Origin of the sequence: Micromonospora globbae, assembly GCF_036184225.1 — a bacterium.
GTDB lineage: Bacteria > Actinomycetota > Actinomycetes > Mycobacteriales > Micromonosporaceae > Micromonospora > Micromonospora globbae.
The window spans coordinates 191,096-209,275 of sequence record NZ_CP108084.1; the positions used below are offsets into that span (position 1 = coordinate 191,096).

The 18,180-nt window shown below is 76.1% G+C and carries 13 protein-coding genes; 8 read left to right on the forward strand and 5 right to left on the reverse strand.

Features of this window, described 5'->3' with window-relative positions:
* The first annotated feature begins 39 nt into the window (after positions 1–39).
* From OG994_RS00870 to OG994_RS00890, 5 genes are all read left to right on the forward strand, one after another.
* Positions 40–1,506 (forward strand): MFS transporter, encoded by a 1,467-nt coding sequence (locus OG994_RS00870; RefSeq protein WP_328851905.1) that lies wholly within the window; start codon positions 40–42, stop codon positions 1,504–1,506.
* A 108-nt stretch (positions 1,507–1,614) separates the two neighbouring features.
* Entirely contained in the window at positions 1,615–2,514 is a 900-nt protein-coding gene (locus OG994_RS00875) for an ABC transporter ATP-binding protein (protein ID WP_120330329.1), read from the forward strand.
* A 2-nt stretch (positions 2,515–2,516) separates the two neighbouring features.
* Entirely contained in the window at positions 2,517–3,323 is an 807-nt protein-coding gene (locus OG994_RS00880) for an ABC transporter permease (RefSeq protein ID WP_328851906.1), read from the forward strand.
* Positions 3,324–3,349: 26 nt separating this feature from the next.
* The gene (locus tag OG994_RS00885; RefSeq protein ID WP_147427277.1) at positions 3,350–4,477 is read left to right on the forward strand and encodes a sensor histidine kinase; all 1,128 of its coding nucleotides are present in this window, start codon (positions 3,350–3,352) and stop codon (positions 4,475–4,477) included.
* Positions 4,474–5,097: a response regulator transcription factor gene (locus OG994_RS00890; RefSeq protein ID WP_328851907.1), complete on the forward strand. Its 624-nt coding sequence runs from the start codon at positions 4,474–4,476 to the stop codon at positions 5,095–5,097. The genes OG994_RS00885 and OG994_RS00890 overlap by 4 nt, the downstream gene beginning before the upstream one ends.
* A gap of 63 nt (positions 5,098–5,160) precedes the next feature.
* Here OG994_RS00890 and OG994_RS00895 read toward each other — a convergent pair whose 3' ends face one another.
* Together OG994_RS00895 and OG994_RS00900 are read right to left on the reverse strand one after the other, a co-directional pair.
* Positions 5,161–6,078, reverse strand: coding sequence for a L,D-transpeptidase (locus OG994_RS00895; RefSeq protein ID WP_328851908.1), 918 nt, complete (start codon positions 6,076–6,078; stop codon positions 5,161–5,163).
* Positions 6,079–6,239: 161 nt separating this feature from the next.
* The gene (locus OG994_RS00900) at positions 6,240–7,685 is read right to left on the reverse strand and encodes an alpha-amylase (protein WP_328851909.1); all 1,446 of its coding nucleotides are present in this window, start codon (positions 7,683–7,685) and stop codon (positions 6,240–6,242) included.
* Positions 7,686–7,967: 282 nt separating this feature from the next.
* Here OG994_RS00900 and OG994_RS00905 point away from each other — a divergent pair, with 282 nt between their 5' ends.
* Positions 7,968–9,707, forward strand: a complete 1,740-nt coding sequence (locus OG994_RS00905; RefSeq protein ID WP_328851910.1) for a hypothetical protein — start codon at positions 7,968–7,970, stop codon at positions 9,705–9,707.
* A complete protein-coding gene (locus OG994_RS00910) occupies positions 9,704–11,170 on the forward strand; it encodes an NADH-ubiquinone oxidoreductase-F iron-sulfur binding region domain-containing protein (RefSeq protein ID WP_328851911.1) in 1,467 nt (488 codons plus the stop codon). The genes OG994_RS00905 and OG994_RS00910 overlap by 4 nt, the downstream gene beginning before the upstream one ends.
* Before the next feature lie 156 nt (positions 11,171–11,326).
* Here the strand turns inward: OG994_RS00910 and serS are convergent, their stop codons facing one another.
* From serS to OG994_RS00925, 3 genes are all read right to left on the reverse strand, one after another.
* Positions 11,327–12,613 (reverse strand): serine--tRNA ligase, encoded by a 1,287-nt coding sequence (serS, locus tag OG994_RS00915; RefSeq protein WP_120330336.1) that lies wholly within the window; start codon positions 12,611–12,613, stop codon positions 11,327–11,329.
* An 82-nt stretch (positions 12,614–12,695) separates the two neighbouring features.
* Positions 12,696–13,772, reverse strand: coding sequence for a DNA polymerase III subunit beta family protein (locus tag OG994_RS00920; RefSeq protein WP_328853635.1), 1,077 nt, complete (start codon positions 13,770–13,772; stop codon positions 12,696–12,698).
* Positions 13,773–13,842: 70 nt separating this feature from the next.
* A complete protein-coding gene (locus OG994_RS00925; protein WP_328851912.1) occupies positions 13,843–15,036 on the reverse strand; it encodes a saccharopine dehydrogenase family protein in 1,194 nt (397 codons plus the stop codon).
* 174 nt (positions 15,037–15,210) lie between these two features.
* Here OG994_RS00925 and OG994_RS00930 point away from each other — a divergent pair, with 174 nt between their 5' ends.
* Entirely contained in the window at positions 15,211–18,174 is a 2,964-nt protein-coding gene (locus OG994_RS00930; RefSeq protein WP_120330418.1) for a LuxR C-terminal-related transcriptional regulator, read from the forward strand.
* Positions 18,175–18,180: the final 6 nt, after the last annotated feature.

Below are 18,180 nucleotides of genomic sequence, written 5' to 3' on the forward strand. Positions count from 1 at the left end.
TTAACGAACGGTGTTCGACTCTGGTTCCGAGGAGATCCCATGTCCCAGGCCGCCTTGGGGGAGACGGGCGTCGCCCCGTCCACCGACACCACACCCGCGCCGTACCGCTGGCGGTGGCTCGCCCTCGCCGTCATCCTCGCCGCGGAGGTCATGGACCTCCTCGACGCTCTCGTCACCAACCTCGCCGGCCCGGCGATCCGCGCCGACCTGGGCGGCTCCGCCACCCTGATCCAGTGGCTCGGCGCCGGCTACACGCTCGCCATGGCCGTCGGCCTGGTCACCGGCGGCCGCCTCGGCGACCTCTACGGCCGCCGCCGCATGTTCCTCGTCGGGGTGCTCGGCTTCACGGCCGCCTCGGCGCTCTGCGCCCTCTCCGTCGCCCCCGGCATGCTTGTCGCGTCCCGGGTGGCGCAGGGCCTGTTCGGCGCGGTGCTCATCCCGCAGGGTCTCGGCATCATCAAGGAGGTCTTCCCGCCCCGGGAGATGGCCGCCGCCTTCGGGGCGTTCGGCCCGGTCATGGGGATCTCCGCGGTGGGCGGCCCCATCCTCGCCGGCTGGCTGGTCGACGCCGACATCGCGGGCACCGGCTGGCGCGCGATCTTCCTGATCAACCTGCCGATCGGGCTGCTCGCGACGCTCGGGGCGCTGCGCTTCCTACCCGAGTCGCGCTCGACGCACGCCTCGCGGCTCGACCTGCCCGGCGTCGGGCTGGTCGCGGTCGGCGCCGTGCTGCTCGTCTACCCGCTCGTGCAGGGCCGGGAGCAGGGCTGGCCGGGCTGGATGTTCGCCATGCTCGCCGCCGCGGCCGTCGTCTTCGCGATCTTCGCCCGCTACGAGGTACGCCGCCAGCGCGCCGGCCGCGACCCGCTCGTCGTGCCGACGCTGTTCCGGCGCCGGGCGTTCACCGGCGGACTCGTGGCCGGGCTGGCGTTCTTCACCGCCCTCACCGGCTTCTCCCTGGTGTTCAGCCTCTACCTCCAGCTCGGCCTCGGGTACTCGCCGCTGCACGCCGGCCTGGCCGGTGTGCCGCAGGCGCTCGGCATGGTGATCGCCTTCGTGATCGCCGGCGCCGGCCTGGCCCGCCGGCTCGGCCGTACGCTCATCCACGCCGGCCTGCTCGTCGTGCTCGCCGGCGTCGGCGGGATGCTGCTGACCCTGCGGCTGGCCGGCCCGGACGTCACGCCGTGGCGGCTGGTCCCGGCGCTGCTCGTGGTCGGGTTCGGGATGGGCCTCGTGATGGCCCCGTTCTTCGACATCGTGCTCTCCGGGGTGGAACCGGCCGAGACCGGCTCGGCCTCCGGCACCCTCACCGCCGTGCAGCAGCTCGGCGGCGCGCTGGGCGTGGCGCTGCTCGGCACCGTCTTCTTCGCCCGGCTGCCCGACGACGGCGCGGGCAGCGCGGTCCGGGCCACGCTCTGGGTGGAGGCCGCGCTGCTCGCGGTCACGGTGGCGGCGGCGTTCCTGCTGCCCCGGCAGGCCCGGGAGCCGGAACCGGGCCAGCACTGACCCGACGGGCGGGGGCGGCCGAGGTCGCCCCCGCCCTGACAAATGTCATGGCCGGAACGTGACGGCCGCTCGGGGCGCGGGCGCCGGGCCCGCCGGAGCATGGCTGCCATGACCAGTACGCACGCGGCCGTCGAGCTGAGCGGCCTCACCAAGACCTTCGGCGCCGTCACCGCCGTCGACGGGCTGAGCCTGCGGGTCGAGCCCGGCGAGGTGGTCGCCTTCCTCGGCCCGAACGGCGCCGGCAAGACCACCACCATCGACATGCTGCTCGGCCTGGCCCGCCCGGACGCCGGGTCGGCGCGGATCCTCGGCGGCAGCCCGGCGGACGCGATCGCCCGCGGCCGGGTCGCCGCGGTGCTCCAGACCGGCGGGCTGCTCAAGGACCTGACCGTCGGTGAGACCGTGCGCCTGACCGCCAACTTCTACCGGCACAGCCGTTCCGCCGAGGAGGTGCTCGAGCGGGCCGGGATCACCGACATCGCCGACCGGGTCGTCGGGCGCTGCTCCGGCGGCCAGCAGCAGCGGCTGCGCTTCGCGCTCGCCCTGCTGCCGGACCCGGACCTCATGGTGCTCGACGAGCCGACCACCGGCATGGACGTCGAGGGGCGGCGCGAGTTCTGGCAGGCGCTGCGGCACGACGCCCGGTCCGGGCGGACCGTCATCTTCGCCACCCACTACCTCGACGAGGCCGACGCGTACGCCGACCGGATCGTGCTCGTCCGGCAGGGGCGGATCGTCGCCGACGGCACCACCGCCGAGATCAAGAACCTGGCCGCCGGACGGCTCGTCCGGGCCACCCTCCCCGGCGCCGACCAGGCCGCGCTCGCCGCGCTGCCCGGCGTCGACGCCGTCGAGGTACGCGGCGACAGCGTGCTCGTGCACACCTCCGACTCCGACCGGATCGCCCGGCACCTGCTCACGCGGACCGAGGCGCGGGACGTCGAGATCACCTCCCGCAACCTCGAGGACGCCTTCCTCGCCCTCACGACCGACCAGACCGGAGCCTGACGATGACCACCGCCCTGCCCACCACCGCCACCGACCGCGGCGTCCAGGCCGACCGGCGGCCGCCCGCCCTCGGCGGGTTCTCCCCGGCCGCGCTCCGCATCGAGCTGCGCCGGGTGCTGCGCAACCGCCGCACGCTCGCGTTCACGCTCATCATGCCGGCCGTCTTCTTCCTCATCTTCGGCCTGCCGCAGCGCGGGCAGCAGCTCGACAGCGGCAACTCGGTGATCGCGTACATCATGGTCAGCCTGGCCGTGTACGCGGCCATGGTGGCCACCACCAGCATCGGCGCGGCGGTCGCCACCGAGCGGGCACTGGGCTGGAGCCGGCAGTTGCGGCTCACGCCGCTGCGCCCGACCGCGTACGTCGCCATGAAGGTGGTCACCGCGATGGCCCTCGGCCTCATCGCCGTCTGCGTCGAGTTCGCCGTGGGCGCCGCCGCCGGCGTGCGCCTGTCCGCCGACGTGTGGCTGCTCACCGGCCTCGGCGCCTGGCTCGGCTCGCTCGTCTTCGCCGCCTTCGGCCTCTTCGTCGGCTACCTGTTCCCGGCGGAGAACGTCATGCAGTTCATCGGCCCGATCCTGGCCGTGCTGGCCATGTTCGGCGGACTCTTCGTCCCGCTCGAGGTGCTGCCCGACGTGCTCCAGCACGTCGCGCGGTTCACCCCGGTCTACGGCGTCGGTGAACTCGCCCGCGCCCCGCTGACCGGCGACGGGGTGAGTACGGGGGCGATCGCCAACCTGACCGTGTGGACGGTCGTCTTCGCGGTCGGCGCCGCCCGGCTGTTCCGCCGGGACACCGCGCGGGTCTGACCGCGCCGACCGCTAGCGTGGACGCGATGACGACGGGCCCGTACCAGCCGGTGGGCCGCAAGTGGCGGCTCCTCGGCTGGTTGCTGGCCGCCGTCTGGCTGTTCTTCCTCAACGTGCCGCTGGCCACCGCCCTGCGCCAGGACGAGATCTGGCGCAGGGCGCTCGGCGTGGGCACGCTGATCGCCTTCGGCGTGGCGTACGTGCTGCTGTTCGAGTGGGCCCGCTCGCATCGGCAGCGGAACCGGCCGATCCCGCCGGCGCCGGCCGTGGCGGGCCTGCTGGGGCTGCTCGCCCTCGGCGTGCTCGGCATCCCGGGCACCGACGGGGACTGGATGACCACGCTGGTCTTCGTCGCCGCGGCCGCGGTGTTCCTGCTGCCCCGGGTGTGGGCGCTGGTCGTCGTGGTGCTGGCCGTGCTGGTGCCGGTCGTGCTGAGTTACCTGGTGCCCGCCTGGGCGACGGAGAGCACCATCGTCTTCGCGGTCCTGCTCGCCTCGTTCGCCATGTTCGGGGTGTCCGCCCTGGCCCAGCGCAACGGCGAACTGCGCGCGGCGCAACAGGAGATCCGCCGGCTGGCGGTCGCCGAGGAACGGGCCCGGACGGCGCGGGACCTGCACGACATCCTGGGCCACTCGCTCACGGTGGTGGCGATCAAGGCCGAGCTGGCGGGACGGCTCGTGGAGGTGGACCCGGCCCGGGCGGCCACGGAGATCGCCGAGGTCGAGCAGCTCGCCCGCGCGGCGCTGGCCGACGTACGGCGGACCGTCGGGGCGTACCGCGACGTGCGGCTGGTCGAGGAGCTGGCCGGCGCCCGTACCGCGCTGGCCGCCGCGGGCATCGCCGCCGACCTGCCGGCCGAGCTGCCGGCGCTGCCGCCGGAGCGGGACCAACTGTTCGCGTGGGCGGTACGGGAAGGGGTGACCAACGTGGTCCGGCACAGCGGAGCACGGCGTTGCACGGTCCGGGTGCGCCCGGACGCCGTGGAGGTCAGCGACGACGGGCGGGGCCCGACGGCGGAGGCCGCGACGGCCGGGCACGGCCTGGTCGGCCTGCGCGAGCGGGCGCAGCGGCTCGACGCCACGGTGACCGTCGGCCGGCGCCCGGACGGGCCCGGCTTCGTGCTGCGGGTCGGCCTGCCGGCGGGTGCCCGGTGAGCGAGCCGATCCGGGTGCTGCTCGCCGACGACCAGGCGCTGGTCCGCGGCGCGCTGGCCGCGCTGCTCTCCCTCGAACCGGACCTCACGGTGGTGGCGGAGGTGGGCCGGGGCGACGAGGTGGTGCCCGAGGCGCGGCGGACCACGCCGGACGTGGCGCTGCTCGACGTGGAGATGCCGGGGCTCGACGGGATCGCCGCCACCGCCGCCCTGCGCGCGGCGCTGCCGACCTGCCGTGTGCTGGTGGTGACGACGTTCGGCCGCCCCGGCTACCTGCGGCGGGCCATGGAGGCTGGCGCCAACGGGTTCGTGGTGAAGGACACCCCGGCCCGGCAGCTCGCCGAGGCGGTGCGCCGGGTGCACGCCGGGCTCCGGGTGGTCGACCCGACGCTGGCGGCGGAGACGCTGGCCACGGGCGCGAGCCCGCTCACCGAGCGGGAGACCGACGTGCTGCGCGCGGCCCGCCACGGGGGTACGGTCGCCGACCTGGCCGCCGCGCTGCACCTGTCGGAGGGGACGGTGCGCAACCACCTGTCGGCGGCCATCGGCAAGACCGGCGCCCGGAACCGGGCCGAGGCCGTGCGGATCGCCGAGCAGAACGGCTGGCTGCTGGGCGACTGAACCCGCCCCGCCGGCGCTGTGGTCCCGGTCCTTCGCGCCGGACGGAGAGGGGAGGCGGGGCGCTCAGGCCGTGGGGGGTGGTTCGGGCAGCTCCTCGACCACCACGACGCTGCTGCCGGGGCGTACCTCGGCGAGCAGCTCCCGCTGCCCGCTGCGGGTCAGCCGGATGCAGCCGTTCGTGGTGTTCTCGCCCAGCTCGCCGTCGTGGTACCAGGTGTGCAGGCCGATGTGCGCCCCGCGCAGGCCGGTCGGCACCGCGTCCGGGTCGTCGGGCACCGAGCCGAGGGCGAAGATGTCCACCCCGCCGTACACGTCCTGCGGCGGCGGGGTGCGGCCCAGGATGAAGGTGCGGCCCAGCGGCGTCTCCTGCCCGCGCTGGCCGAGGCTCACCTCCCACGACCGCACCGCCCGCCCGGCCCGGTACCAGGTGAGCCGGTGGTGGCGGCGCTCCACGACGATCTGGTCGCGCAGCGGCACCGTCGTGAACCCGCCGGGCGGGAGCCAGGCGAGCCGGCGGTTGGCCGAGGGGAGCAGCACGGCCGTCCATCCGGCGCGGCGCTCGGCGATCGGCATGGTGAGGTCGACGCCGCTGATGGTCGGGGCGAGGTACGCCACCGGCCGCCCGCCCGGGGCGTCGTACGCCGCGATCTTCCGGCTGGGTCGCAGCGCCTCCGTCAGCGGGGTGGTGTCCATGGTGGCGGGATCGGCCGGGAAGCCGGCGGGCGCGGGATCGTACGTGACCACCGGCAGCCCGGGCGGCGCCGGCGCGGCGGGCGGCACGGTCTCCTCGGCGCCCTGGTCGACGTCGCTCGGCTCGGGCCCGGGCACGGACGTGGCCGGTGCGGCCTGCCGGGCCACCGGCTCCGCCCGGGGCGTCAGGGCCAGGCCGGTGAGCAGCGCGGTCACGAGCAGCGCCGGTACGCCGAGGCCGGCGGCGATCCAGCCCCGACGGCCCCGAGGGCTCATTCGGTCAAACGGCACAAAGGCACTGTACGAGGTATCAACGCCCCGAACAGGCCGATGCCGCGAAACGCGCCGTGCGGACCGGCGCGCGCACCGGCCGGGCGTGGCACGGCCCGGGCGGGCCGGGGTGGCCGGGCGGTCCGGCCGGCGCGTGGGCCGGTGGACCGCCCGGTCCGGTGCTACAGGCGGGCGCCGACGTGGATGGCGACCGCGTCGTGCGCCGGGATGTCGGCGGCGAACCATCCGTTGCCGTCCACGGTGATCACCGGCCCGCTGCAGGAGCCGTTGCTCCAGGTGCCGTGGATGACGTCGCAGTAGCGGCCCGCGGGCAACCCGGCGTGGTAGGAGCGCCCGGTGATGGCGTGGTCCTCGTCGTTGATGGTGATGTAGCCCTTGCCGGCCCGGCTGAACGCGATGTGGTTGTTGCCGTTGTCGTACCAGTTGGCGACGCCGGCCCCCTCGGTGGCGTTGCGGAAGCCGACCATGTTGGCGATCACCGGCCAGCGGTGCTCGCACTCCCAGCCGGAGTAGCAGGTGGTGTTCAGCGTGCGGCCGGCGCCGTCCGAGGGCGGCCCCTGGTCGCGGTTGCCGAAGGTGTAGCTCGACATCACCGTCGGGGAGCCGTACGGCCAGGCCAGCATGAAGGCGTTGGCCAGCGCGTAGATGCCCCGGTCGCGGTAGGTGAGCACCCCGCCGTCGCGCTGGGTGTCGTGGTTGTCGACGAACACCGCCGCCGAGCCGCTGGGCAGGTGGCCCCAGCCTTCGCCGAAGTTGCGCAGGTAGGCCAGCCGCTCCGACCGGAAGACCCGGGCCAGGTCCCGGCCGTAGCGGAACTCGTGCACGTCGCCGTTTCCGGTGTACTCCTCGGGCTGGATCGGCTCGCCCGCGCCGTGGATGACCTCCTGCACGAGGTACGCGGGGCGGGAGAGCCGCGCCCTGAGCGCCGCGATGTCCGCCGCGGGCATGTGCTTGCTGGCGTCCATCCGGAAGCCGTCGACACCGAGGGAGAGCAGGTCGTTGAGGTACGCGGCGAGCCGGTCGCGGACGTACGTCGACTCGGTCCTCAGGTCGGCGAGGTTCACCAGCTCGCAGTTCTGCACCTCGTAGCGGTCCTGGTAGTTCACGATGTCGTCGTTGCCGTTGCGGCCACAGTGGTGGAAGTCCTGCGTCTGGTAGGTGCCCGGGTAGTCGTAGTGGCCGTACGACGAGCCGGCCCACCCGGTGCCGCCGGCGTCCTGCCCGGACATGTGGTTGACCACGGCGTCCACGATCACCTTGACGCCGGCCGCGTGGCACGCGTTCACCATGGCCTGGAACTGGGCCCGGGTGCCCTTGCGGGACTCGATGCGGTAGCTGACGGGTTGGTACGCCACCCACCACTGGGAGCCGCGGACGTGCTCCTGGGGTGGGGAGACCTGGACGAAGCCGTAGCCCTTCGGGCCGAGGGTGCTCTGGCACTCGGCGGCGACCGAGGGCCAGTTCCACTCGAAGAGCTGGACGATCACCTTCTTGTTGCCGGTGGGGGCTGCGGCGGCCGGGGGCGCCGTCACGGCGGTGGGGACGAGCAGGCTGGCGAGCATGCCGGCGGCGAGGATCGCCGAGCGGCATCGACGGCGACGCGTCATCGGTGACTCCTGGGGGACGGGGGTGGGGCAGCGGGGGCTGCTGCCGGAACCTTGCAGCAGGAGCTGAAATTTTCGGAAAGGTTACAAGCGCGTTGCAGCGAGTGTCAATGGATGCTCGTCTATCGCCGGCGCTCGGGTGCCGCTACACGCGCGAGGACACCGCGCGGTTCGATCGCGCGGGAAATTTCCCCGGCCCCGGTGATCCGTCCACGGGCCCGCTCCGTACTGACGGGGGGAGCGGAGTCGGCCGGCGGTCCGCCGCCGTGGACGATCGAGGAGCAGATGGCCCGGGTCAGGGAGAACCAGAAGGCGACGGCGGTCCGGACCAGCACCAGCAGCCGGGGGGTACGGGCGCCGTCCCGGTCCGCCGTGGGCGTGCTGATCGTGTCCACGCTCGCCGCGCTGTGGGCCGCCGTCATGCTGACCGGTGCCGGCCAGCGGGCGTACGCGTACGGCTTCTTCTTCACCGAGTTCTTCGCCGGGGTGGTGACCCTGGTCGCGCTCAGCCTCACGGTCATGCTCGGCCTGCTCGCCACCGACCGGCTCGTGCTGCTGATCCGGCACCGGGTACTGCTCCAGTCGGCGCACCGGGCCACCGGCGTCCTCGGTGTCGTCGGGCTCGGGTTCCACGTGCTCACCAAGATCGCCACGGGCCGGGCGGCGAGCACCGACGCCGTGGTGCCGTTCGTCTCCGGCGCCGGGCTCTACGTCGGCCTCGGCACGGTGGCCGCCCTGCTGATGGTGAGCGTGCTCTGGACCGGGATCGTCCGGGCCCGGTTCGCCGGCGTCGGCCCGAGGTGGCTGTGGCGGGCGCTGCACTCGACGGCGTACGTCTCCTGGCCGTTCGCCCTCGTCCACGGCCTCAACGCCGGGCGGCCCGCCAGCTCCTGGGTGGTGCTGAGCTACCTGGCCTGCGTGGTGCTGGTCGTGCTGGCGCTGCTGGTCCGCCTCTCGGTCACGCTCGGCCGGCGCAGCCGCGAGCAGCAGCAGGCCGCCGCCATGAACACGGCGCTCGCCGGGCGACCGGCCGAGGACGGCCGCGGCCGGTCGGTCCTGGCCGGGTGGGGCCGCCGGGGCGCGGCCCGGGCCGCCGAGATCGCCCGGCGGCGGCGCGAGGCCGAGTGGGCGCAGGCCACCGCCGAGCTGTCCGTGCCGGCGGCCGGCCGGCGGCGGGACGCCGACCGGTTCACGGTTCCCGTGGTTCCCGAGCCGGGCAGCCTCCGCGAGCCCGGCGGCCGGCGCGGGCGGGCCGAGGTCGCCGCCGAGTCCGGTGGCCGGCGCGGGCGGGCCGAGGTGGCGGCCGACTCCGGTGGTCGGCGTGGGCGGGCCGAGGTGGCGGCCGAGCCCGGCGGCCGGCGCGGGCGGGCCGACGATGCGGCCAGTCGCGGCCGGCGTTCGCGGGACGCGCGGCCGGCCGCCCGGTACCGCGAGGAGGAGTACGAGCCCGCGCCGCCGCGGGACGACGAGTTCGCCCCGGTGGCGGGAGGCGCCGACGAGTCGCCGGCGCGGCGGTCGCGGCGACGCCGTGCCGAGGAGCCCGAACCGACCCGGCGCGGCCGGGGCGCGGCGCCGGCGGCCCGCCGGCGCGCCGAGGACCGCGGCGAGGCCGACGACGCCTGGTACGCGACGCTCGGCGCCGACCGGCCGGAGGAGCCGTGGACCAGCCCGCGTCGCTGGGAGACCGAACCGGTGTCGGCCGAACCGGTGACGGCGGCACCGATCTCGGTCGGGCCGATCTCGGCGGGGCCGGTCTCCGCCGAGCCGATCTCCGCGATGCCGCGCAGCGGCGGCGGCCGGCACAGCGCCGAGGACGACGTGCCGGAGGAGCCGGACTACTGGCGCCCGCCGGCCCGGTACGTGCCCGAGGAGGTGCCGGCCGACGACACCCCGACGCTCGTGGACCTGGCGTCCCGGCGGGCGCGGCGGGCCGCCGGCGAGGGCCGTTCGGCGCGCCGGCGCCGGGCCAACGCCGAGGCGGTGGACGGGGCGTACTGGGCCGGGCTGCGGGGTGAGGCGAAGTGAAGCGGACCACCGTGCCCCCGGTGGCCTGCGTGGGCGAGCCCCGGCTGACCGCCGGCTTCGCCGAGTTCGGCCGGCTGGACCTGGCCGCGCACGAGGAGGTGCACGGGCCCGTCCGGCCGCTGGAGCCCGCCGGCCTGCTCCGGCTCGCCGAGGGGATCCAGCTCAAGGGCAAGGGCGGCGCGGGCTTCCCGTTCGCCCGGAAGGTGCGGGCGGTGCTGGAGTCCTGCGAGCGGCAGGACCTGGGCGCCGTGGTGGTCGTCAACGCCACCGAGGGGGAGCCGGCGAGCTGGAAGGACAAGGTGCTGCTCACCCGGGCGCCCCACCTCGTCCTCGACGGCGCGGCCCTGGCCGCGTACGCCCTGGACGCCGAGGAGATCGTGATCGGCGTCGCCGACGACGGCGTGGGGCGCGACTCGCTCCTGGAGGCGCTGGCGGAGCGACGGATGCCGGTGCCGGCGAGCGTGGTCACCGTCCCGCACCGGTTCATCTCCGGGGAGGGCGGGGCGCTCGTCAACGGCATCAACGGGTTGCCGCACATCCCGCCCGGCACCAAGAAGCGCTCCAGCGACTCCGGCGTGAGCGGTCTGCCCACACTGCTCTCCAACGCGGAGACGTACGCCCAGCTCGCGGTCGCCGCGCGGCTCGGCGCGTACGAGTACGCGGCGCTCGGCACGGACGACGAACCCGGCACCGTCCTGCTGACCGTCACCGGCGCGGCCGGCCGGCCCGCCGTGGTCGAGTGCGCGGCCGGCACCCCGCTGCGGGACATCCTCGACCTCTGCGAGGTGCCCGAGGGGCCCGGCATCCTCACCGGCGGCTACCACGGCAAGTGGATCACGGCGGAGGCGGCGGACCGGGCCGAGATCTCCCGCAAGGGGATGGCCGCGGTCGGCGGCACCCTCGGCGCCGGCATCATCGTGCCGCTCGCCGCCGACACCTGCCCGCTCGGGGAGGCGGCGCAGGTGGTGCGCTACCTGGCCGGCGAGTCCGCGGGACAGTGCGGGCCGTGCAAGCGGGGCCTGCCCGACCTCGCCCGGGCCGTGGACCTCGCGGTCGCCGGCAGCCAGCCCGCCGACATCGTCCGCGCCGCCGCCGGCGAGGTGAAGGGGCGCGGGGCGTGCAGCCACCCCGACGGCACGGCGCGGTTCGCGCTGTCCGCCATCGAGGTCTTCGCCGACGACCTGCGCCTGCACTCCACCGGCGACGGGTGCGGTCGGCGGGTGAAGGGTGTGATGGGGCTGCCCGGCGCCCCCGACCCCAACCCGCAGACGCTGACCCTCGACTGGTCCCGCTGTGACGGGCACGGGCTGTGCGCGCACGTCGTGCCGGACTTCATCCGACTCGACGCCAACGGCTACCCGGCCTTCCCCCCGACTCCGGTGCCGACGTGGCTGCGCGAGGGCGCCCGGAAGGCCGTCAAGGTCTGCCCCGAGCTAGCCCTACGCCTAACCAAGGCCGAGTAGCCCCAAGCCCCCCGCGCCCGCGCCCCCGCGCCCCGCTCCCGTCGATCTTGCAGTTTCCGCCCCGGCAAAAGCCGCGATTCACCACGAATCAAGGGCCGAAAGTGCAAGATCGGCGGGGCGGGGAGGCGGGCGCGGGGGCGGGGGGCGGGGGGTGGGTCAGCGGGCTGGGGTTAGGCGGTCGGTGCCGAGCCGGTCGCGGAGCACCTCGGGCACCAGCACCGAGCCGTCGGGCTGCTGGAACTGTTCGAGGACGGCCGGCAGGAGCCGGCTGGTGGCCAGCGCCGAGCCGTTGAGCGTGTGCACGAAGCGGGTCTGCTTGCCGCCCGGCTCCCGGTAGCGGATGGCCGCCCGGCGCGCCTGGTAGTCACCGGCCCAGGAGACCGACGACACCTCCTTGTACTTGCCCATGCTCGGCATCCACACCTCGATGTCGAGGGTCTTGCGCATGGACGCGCTGGCGTCGCCGGCCGACAGCAGGCTGCGCTGGTAGTGCAGCCCCAGCTTCTCCACCAGGCTCTCGGCGTGGCGGACCATCTCCTCCAGCGCCGCGTCCGCCTGCTCGGGCAACGTGAACTGGAAGATCTCCACCTTGTTGAACTGGTGGCCCCGCACGGTGCCGCGCTCGTCGGAGTGCGCGCCGGCCGCCTCTCGGCGGTAGCACGGCGTGTACGCGAACCGCTTCAGCGGCAGCGCGGCCCGGTCGAGGATCTCGTCCTGGTACGCCCCGAGGATGGCCGTCTCGGCCGTGGGCAGCAGGAACTGCCCGCGCGGCGCCGACTCCCGGTCGAGGTGGTAGACGTCGTCGTAGAACTTCGGGAACTGGCCGGCCGCATACCCGGCGGTGTCGAGCAGCAGGTGCGGCGGCAGCAGGAACTCGTAACCGGCCCGGACGTTCTCGTCGACGAAGAAGTTCAGCAGCGCCCACTCCAGCCGGGCGCCCATCCCCGTGTACATCCAGAAGCCGGAGCCGCCGAGCTTCACGCCCCGCTCGTGGTCGACGAGACCCAGCAGCCGGGACAGCTCGACGTGGTCGCGGACCTTCTCGATGGTCGGCTGCTCGCCGAAGGTCCTGACGACCCGGTTGGCCTCCTTACCCCCGGCCACCACGTCGTCGGCGGGCAGGTTGGGCAGCTCGCTCATGGCGGTACGCAGCCGGCCCTGCACCTCGTCCAGCTCGGACTCCAGCTCGGAGAGCTGCTTGCGGCCCGTCTCGGACGCGACGACCTCCGGCTCACGGCCGGCGCGCTTCGCCTCCGCGTACGCCCGCGCCTCCGCCTTGCGGCGCTGCCGCTCGGCGTCGATCTCGCCGATCAGGGCACGGCGCTCCTGGTCGAGCCGCTGAATCTCGTCCAGCGCCCGGTTGACCTCGGCGGGATCCAGACGCTTCGCCAGCGCGGTCGCCACCGCCTCGCGATCCTTCCGGATCAACTCCATGTCGAGCATGCTGCTCCGTACGCCTCCGTCCGGCAGTCGGGTGGACCACCAGATGCTACCGTCGCGCCCCGCCCCGGCCCGGGCCGGCCGGTCAGAGCCGGATCGGCATGAGGATCGAGAAGGACTCCTCGTCGTCGGGGCGGCGTACGGCCAGCGGGGCGATGGGGCCGTCCAGCTCCAGCACGAGCTGCGGCCCGCCCGCGGCGTCCAGCGCGTCGAGCAGGTAGTCGCCGTTCACGCCGATCCGCAGCCCGCCGTCCGGACCGCCCTGGCCCGGGTCGAGCAGCCGCAGCCCGCCCCGGTCGTCGAGGCCGAGCACGGTCACCGCGACCGGCACGCCGTCGTGGTCGCGGGCCACGGTCGGGGCGTCGGGGCGGCGCAGCGCGGCCCGCAGCGCCGCCGCGTCGACCGGGATGCGGTGCGCCGGACCGTCGCCGGTGGCGGCCCGGACGAGCCGGCGGTAGTCCGGGAAGTCGTACGGCAGGGCCGTCGCGCTCGCGGACCGGCCGGCGACCGACACCGCGACCCGCGTGCCCTCCACCGTCAGGTGGGCCTCCGGGGTGCTCCCGGCGTCGGTGTCCAGCAGGGCCCGGACCTCGTCGACGAAGCCGGCCGGGACGAGGACCCGGACCGCCGGCCCCTCCGTCCGGGCGGCGTCGGCCCGGGCCAGCGCCAGCCGGTGCCGGTCGGTGGCGACCAGCCGGACGGCGTCGGGCTCGACGTCGAGGAGGACACCGGTGAGCACCGGCAGCTCCGGGTCGGTGCCGACGGCGAACCGTACGGCGTCCACGGCCCGCGCCAGGTCGGTGCGGGACAACATCAGGCGGGTGGCCACGGCGGGCTCCTCGGGGCCGACGAGCGTACGGATGCGGGAGAGCTCCCGGCGGGCGTCGGCGAGACCGTCCTCCAGCCGGCGCAGGTGCGCGTCCAGCAGGCGGTGCACGGCGGCCGGCTCGGACCGGACCGCGGCGGCGATCTCGGGGACCGGCATGCCGACGCGGCGCAGGCCGGCCACCAGGCGGGCCGGGGCCACCTGGTCGTCGGTGTACCAGCGGTAGCCGGTCACCGGGTCGACCAGCGCCGGGACGAGCACCCCGGCCGAGTCGTAGAACCGTAGGGCGCTGACCGTGAGGCCACTGGCCCGGGCCAGCTCGCCGATGCTGCGCAGTCCGCTCTCCACGCCGACCGATCCTGCCCTCTCAACCTGGTCGAGGGTCAACCCACGAGCTGTGGACACGTCACGACGGCGTCCCGGCGGTCGGGCCGAGCACCCGGAACGTGATCCCCGCGCGGGTGAGCCGGTCGAGCAGCGCCTCGCCCATGGCGGTGACCGGCGTGAGCTGACCGGCGGCCGGGGGCAGGTCGTCCAGGGCGAGGCAGAGCGCCGACTCGGCGAGCATCTTCGCGGTCTCCTCGTAACCGGGATCGCCGCCGGCCACCTCGGTGCGGACCTGCCGGCCGCCGCCCGTACCGACGAAGCGGACCCGGAACCACGAGCGCGCCCGCTGCTCCGGCGTGGGCCCCTGCCCGGAGGCGAGCCGGCCGAGCAGCCAGCGCCGGCTCGGCCCCAGCCGCATGAGCCCGGCGGCGCCGCCGAGCGCCACGGCGGCGGCCAGCACGGTGGGCAGCCGCTTCACCGCGGCGAAGTGCCGGTAGCGGAAGTCCGGACCGTACTCCGGGCGGGCGGCGGCCGACCGGCGGACCACCTGCGGGTCGATGGTGGGCAGCGGCACCGCCCACATGCCCAGCTCGGGGGAGCGGGAGAACCGGCCCGGGACCGCGCGGACCCGCCGCCCCCGCGGCCGGGGCTCGACCGCCCGTCGCTCGCGGGCCACCCGGCTCGCCTCCGACGTGCGGGAGAAGGAGATGAGCGCCGAATGGTACGTCCCGGCGGAGAACCGCCCGCCCGCGCGGACGAACCCGTCCACGGTGATCGGCACGTCTGCGGGGAGCTGCCGGACGGTGAACCAGGCGCCCAGGTCGTGCGGGATCGAGTCGAAGCCGCAGGCGTGCACGAGCCGCGCCCCGGTGCGCACCGCCTCGGCGTGGTGCCGCAGGTACATGAGGTCGACGAACTCGGGCTCGCCCGTGATGTCCACGTAGTCGGTGCCCGCCCGGGCGCACGCGGCTACCAGCGGTTCCCCGTGCCGGATGAAGGGGCCCACGGTGCTGGCGACCACCCGGGTGCGCTCCGCCAGGGCCCGCACCGAGCCGGGGTCGGACACGTCGGCCGTCAGCATCGGCAGCCCGGCCAGCGCGGGGTCGACGGCGGCGAGGCGGTCGCGGACGGCGCGGAGCTTGTCCGGATCACGCCCGGCCAACGCCCACCGCAGCCCGGGCGGCGCGTGGCGGGCCAGGTACTCGGCGGTCAGGCCGCCGGTGAACCCGCTCGCCCCGAACAGCACCACGTCGTACGTCCGCTCCCCGGCCATCCCGCGAGTCTGCCACCGGTCCGCCTCGCACGCCGTCCGCGTCCGGATCGTCCCCGGGCGTCCGTCCCACGCGACGCGGCGGGCTCCCGCCGCTCGCCCCGAAGGGGTGAACCGCCCCGCGCCGGGTAACCGCCCGCCGACCGGGGGTGGAACGCGTCCGTGGGGGTGGGCCGGATGCCGGAGCAGGCAAGTGACGTACGGGTGGAGGCCACGCGCCGGCTCGGTCCGCCGCTGCTCGCGTCCCGGCTGTCGCCGCCCGCGCCGCCCGAGCCGGTGGTGGCCCGGCCCCGGCTGCTGCGCCGGCTCGACGCGGGCGCCGCCGGACCGGTCACGCTGGTCAGCGCGCCGGCGGGCTGGGGGAAGACCACGCTGCTCGCCGCCTGGACCCGCCTGGCCGGCGCCAGCGCGGGCGAGGGCGCCGACGTACGCGGGGACGGCAGCGTCGCCGACAGCGACCGTCCCGCACCGGCGTGGCTGTCCGTCGAGGCGGGCGACGACGGCGACCGCCTCTGGTCGTACCTCGCGGCGGCCCTGCGCGCCGGCGCGGGTCCGGCGCACGACGACGCTCCCGTCCCGGACCGGCCACCCCGCCCCGACCAGCTGGAACTGCTCGCCGCCGCGCTCGCCGCCCGCGAGCGGCCGGTGCTGCTCGTCCTCGACGACCTGCACCGGGTGACCGACCCGGCGGCGCTCTCCGGCCTGGACTTCCTGCTCCGCCACACGGAGCAGCGGCTGCGCCTGGTCATCGGGGCGCGGGCCGGGCTGCCGCTGCCGGTGCACCGCCTGCGGCTGTCCGGGGAGCTGACCGAGATCGGCCCCGACGATCTCGCGTTCACCGACGACGAGGTGGCCGACCTGCTGGCCGCGCACGGCGTGACGCTGCCGGGGGAGTCCCTGCGCCGGCTGCGGACGCGGTCCGGTGGGTGGCCGGCGGCGCTCCGCTTCGCCGCGCTGGCGCTGCGCCGGCAGCCCGACCCGGCCCGCTGGGTCGAGCAGTTCGGCGGGGACCAGCCCGACATCGCCGGGTACCTGCACGAGGAGGTGCTCGCGGCCGTCGACCCGGCCGCCCGCGACCTGCTGCGCCGCACCGCGCTGGCCGAGACCGTCTGCGCCGACCTGGCCGACGCCCTCACCGGCGGGTCCGACGCCGAGCGGGTCCTGGCCGGCCTGGCCGGCGACGGCGGGCTGCTCAGCCGCGACGAGAGCCGACCGCCGTGGTACCGGTGCCACCCGCTGCTGGCCGACCTGCTCCGGGCCGAGCTGGCCCGGCTGCCCGACGAGGAGGTGCGGGAGCTGCACCTGCGGGCCGCCGGCTGGTACGCCGACAACGGGCGGCCCGCCGAGGGGCTGCGGCACGCGCTCGCCGCCGGCCACTGGGACCGGGCGACCGAACTCTTCGTCGCGCGGTGGCCCGAGCTGGCCCCGTACGACGGGGGCGAACCGGCCGGTCCCGCCCCGACGCCCCCGCCGCCCGAGGCCGTACGCCGCGACCCGGAACTCGCCCTCGCCTGCGCGGCCGAGCGGGCGAACGCCGGTGACGGGGCGGCGGCCGCCGCGCACCTGCGGGCCGCCGCGGCGTACGCTGGCACGCTGCCCACGCCCCGCCGGGACCGGTTCCTCCGGCTCGCGACCGCCGTGGAACTCACCCTGGCCCGGCTCGCCGGCGACCACCACGAGGTACGTGCCGCGGCCGCCCGCCTGATCCGCGCCCGGGGCGCCCCGCCGCCGTCCCCCGCCCCCGGAGCCGTGGGCGAGGTTGCCGCGCGCGGCGGGGTGGCGCGCCCGGAGGTCTCTCCCCGTACCGGCGAGGCAGCCGAGCCGCGGACGCCGCCGCCCGGGACCGGGGTGGCCGGGGCACGGACGTCGACCGCCAACGAGGTCCCGGAGGCGCTGGCGCCGAGCACGGCGGGACCCCGGGGCGGCGCCACCGAGGACGCCGACCTGCGCGCGTTCGCCGGCACGGCGCTCGGCCTCGTCGAGCTGGCCGAGGGGCAGCTGCCCGCCGCGCGCTTCGCCCGGGCCCTGCACGCGGCGCGGGAGGCCGGACGGCCCCGCACCGAACTGGTCTGCCTCAGCCGGTCCGCGCTGCTGCAGGCGATGCGCGGGGAGTTGCGCGCGGCGGAGACGTCGGCGCGGGCGGCCCTCGCGATGCCGCCCTGCCACGGCTGGGCGTGCCGGCTCGACTGCGCGTACGCCCACCTGGCCCTGGCCCTCGTGGCGCTGCACCGCGACCGGCCCGAGGAGGCCGCGGCGGACCTGGCGCTCGCCGGGCCGGCGACCGGCGGCGAGCCCGGTGCGGCGCCGGGACCCGGGGAGGCGGAGACGGCCGCCGCCGCGGTGGGGGCGCTCTGCCGGGCGCTGCTGCTGCACGACCGCAACGAACCCGCCGCCGGCCACCGGATCCTCGCCGAGGCCCGGCAGCGGCTCGCCGGCCGGCCGCAGGCGGCGGAGCTGACACACCGGCTGCTCGCCGCGGACGCCGACCTGCTCGGCGCGCGCGGCGACCTCGACGCCGCGCGCGACCTGCTCGCCGGGCCGGTCCACGAGCGGGTGGAGCCGGTGGCGCCGCTCGCGGTGGCACTGGCCCGCGTCGAGCTGCGCGCCGGCGATCCCCGGGCCGCCGGGCGGGTGCTGCCGGACTGGGAGGGGACCGACGCGGCCGGCTGGCCGTTGCCCGTACGCCTCGAGGCCGGCCTGCTGCACGCGGCCCTCGCCGGTCGGGACGGGGACGCACGCCGCGCGGGCCGGCTCCTCGAACAGGTGCTCGACCTGGCCGCCCCGGACGGCTTCCGCCGGGTCTTCACCCGTGCCGACCCGGCGGTGCGGGACCTGCTCGCCGCCCACCTCGACAGCGGCACCGCCCACTGGTCGATGGTGAGCGACCTGGTCCGGGTCGCCGACGAACCGGCCGAGCGGGGCGCGGCCGAGCCGGGCCCCACGCTGGAGGAGCCGCTCACCGAGCGGGAACTCACGATCCTGCGCTACCTGCAGAGCATCCTCTCCAACGTGGAGATCGCCAGCGAGCTGTCACTGTCGGTCAACACGGTGAAGACGCACGTGCGCAACATCTACCGCAAGCTCGACGCGACCCGCCGGCGCGAGGCGGTGCGCCGGGCACGCGAGCTGCGGCTGATCTGAGCACGC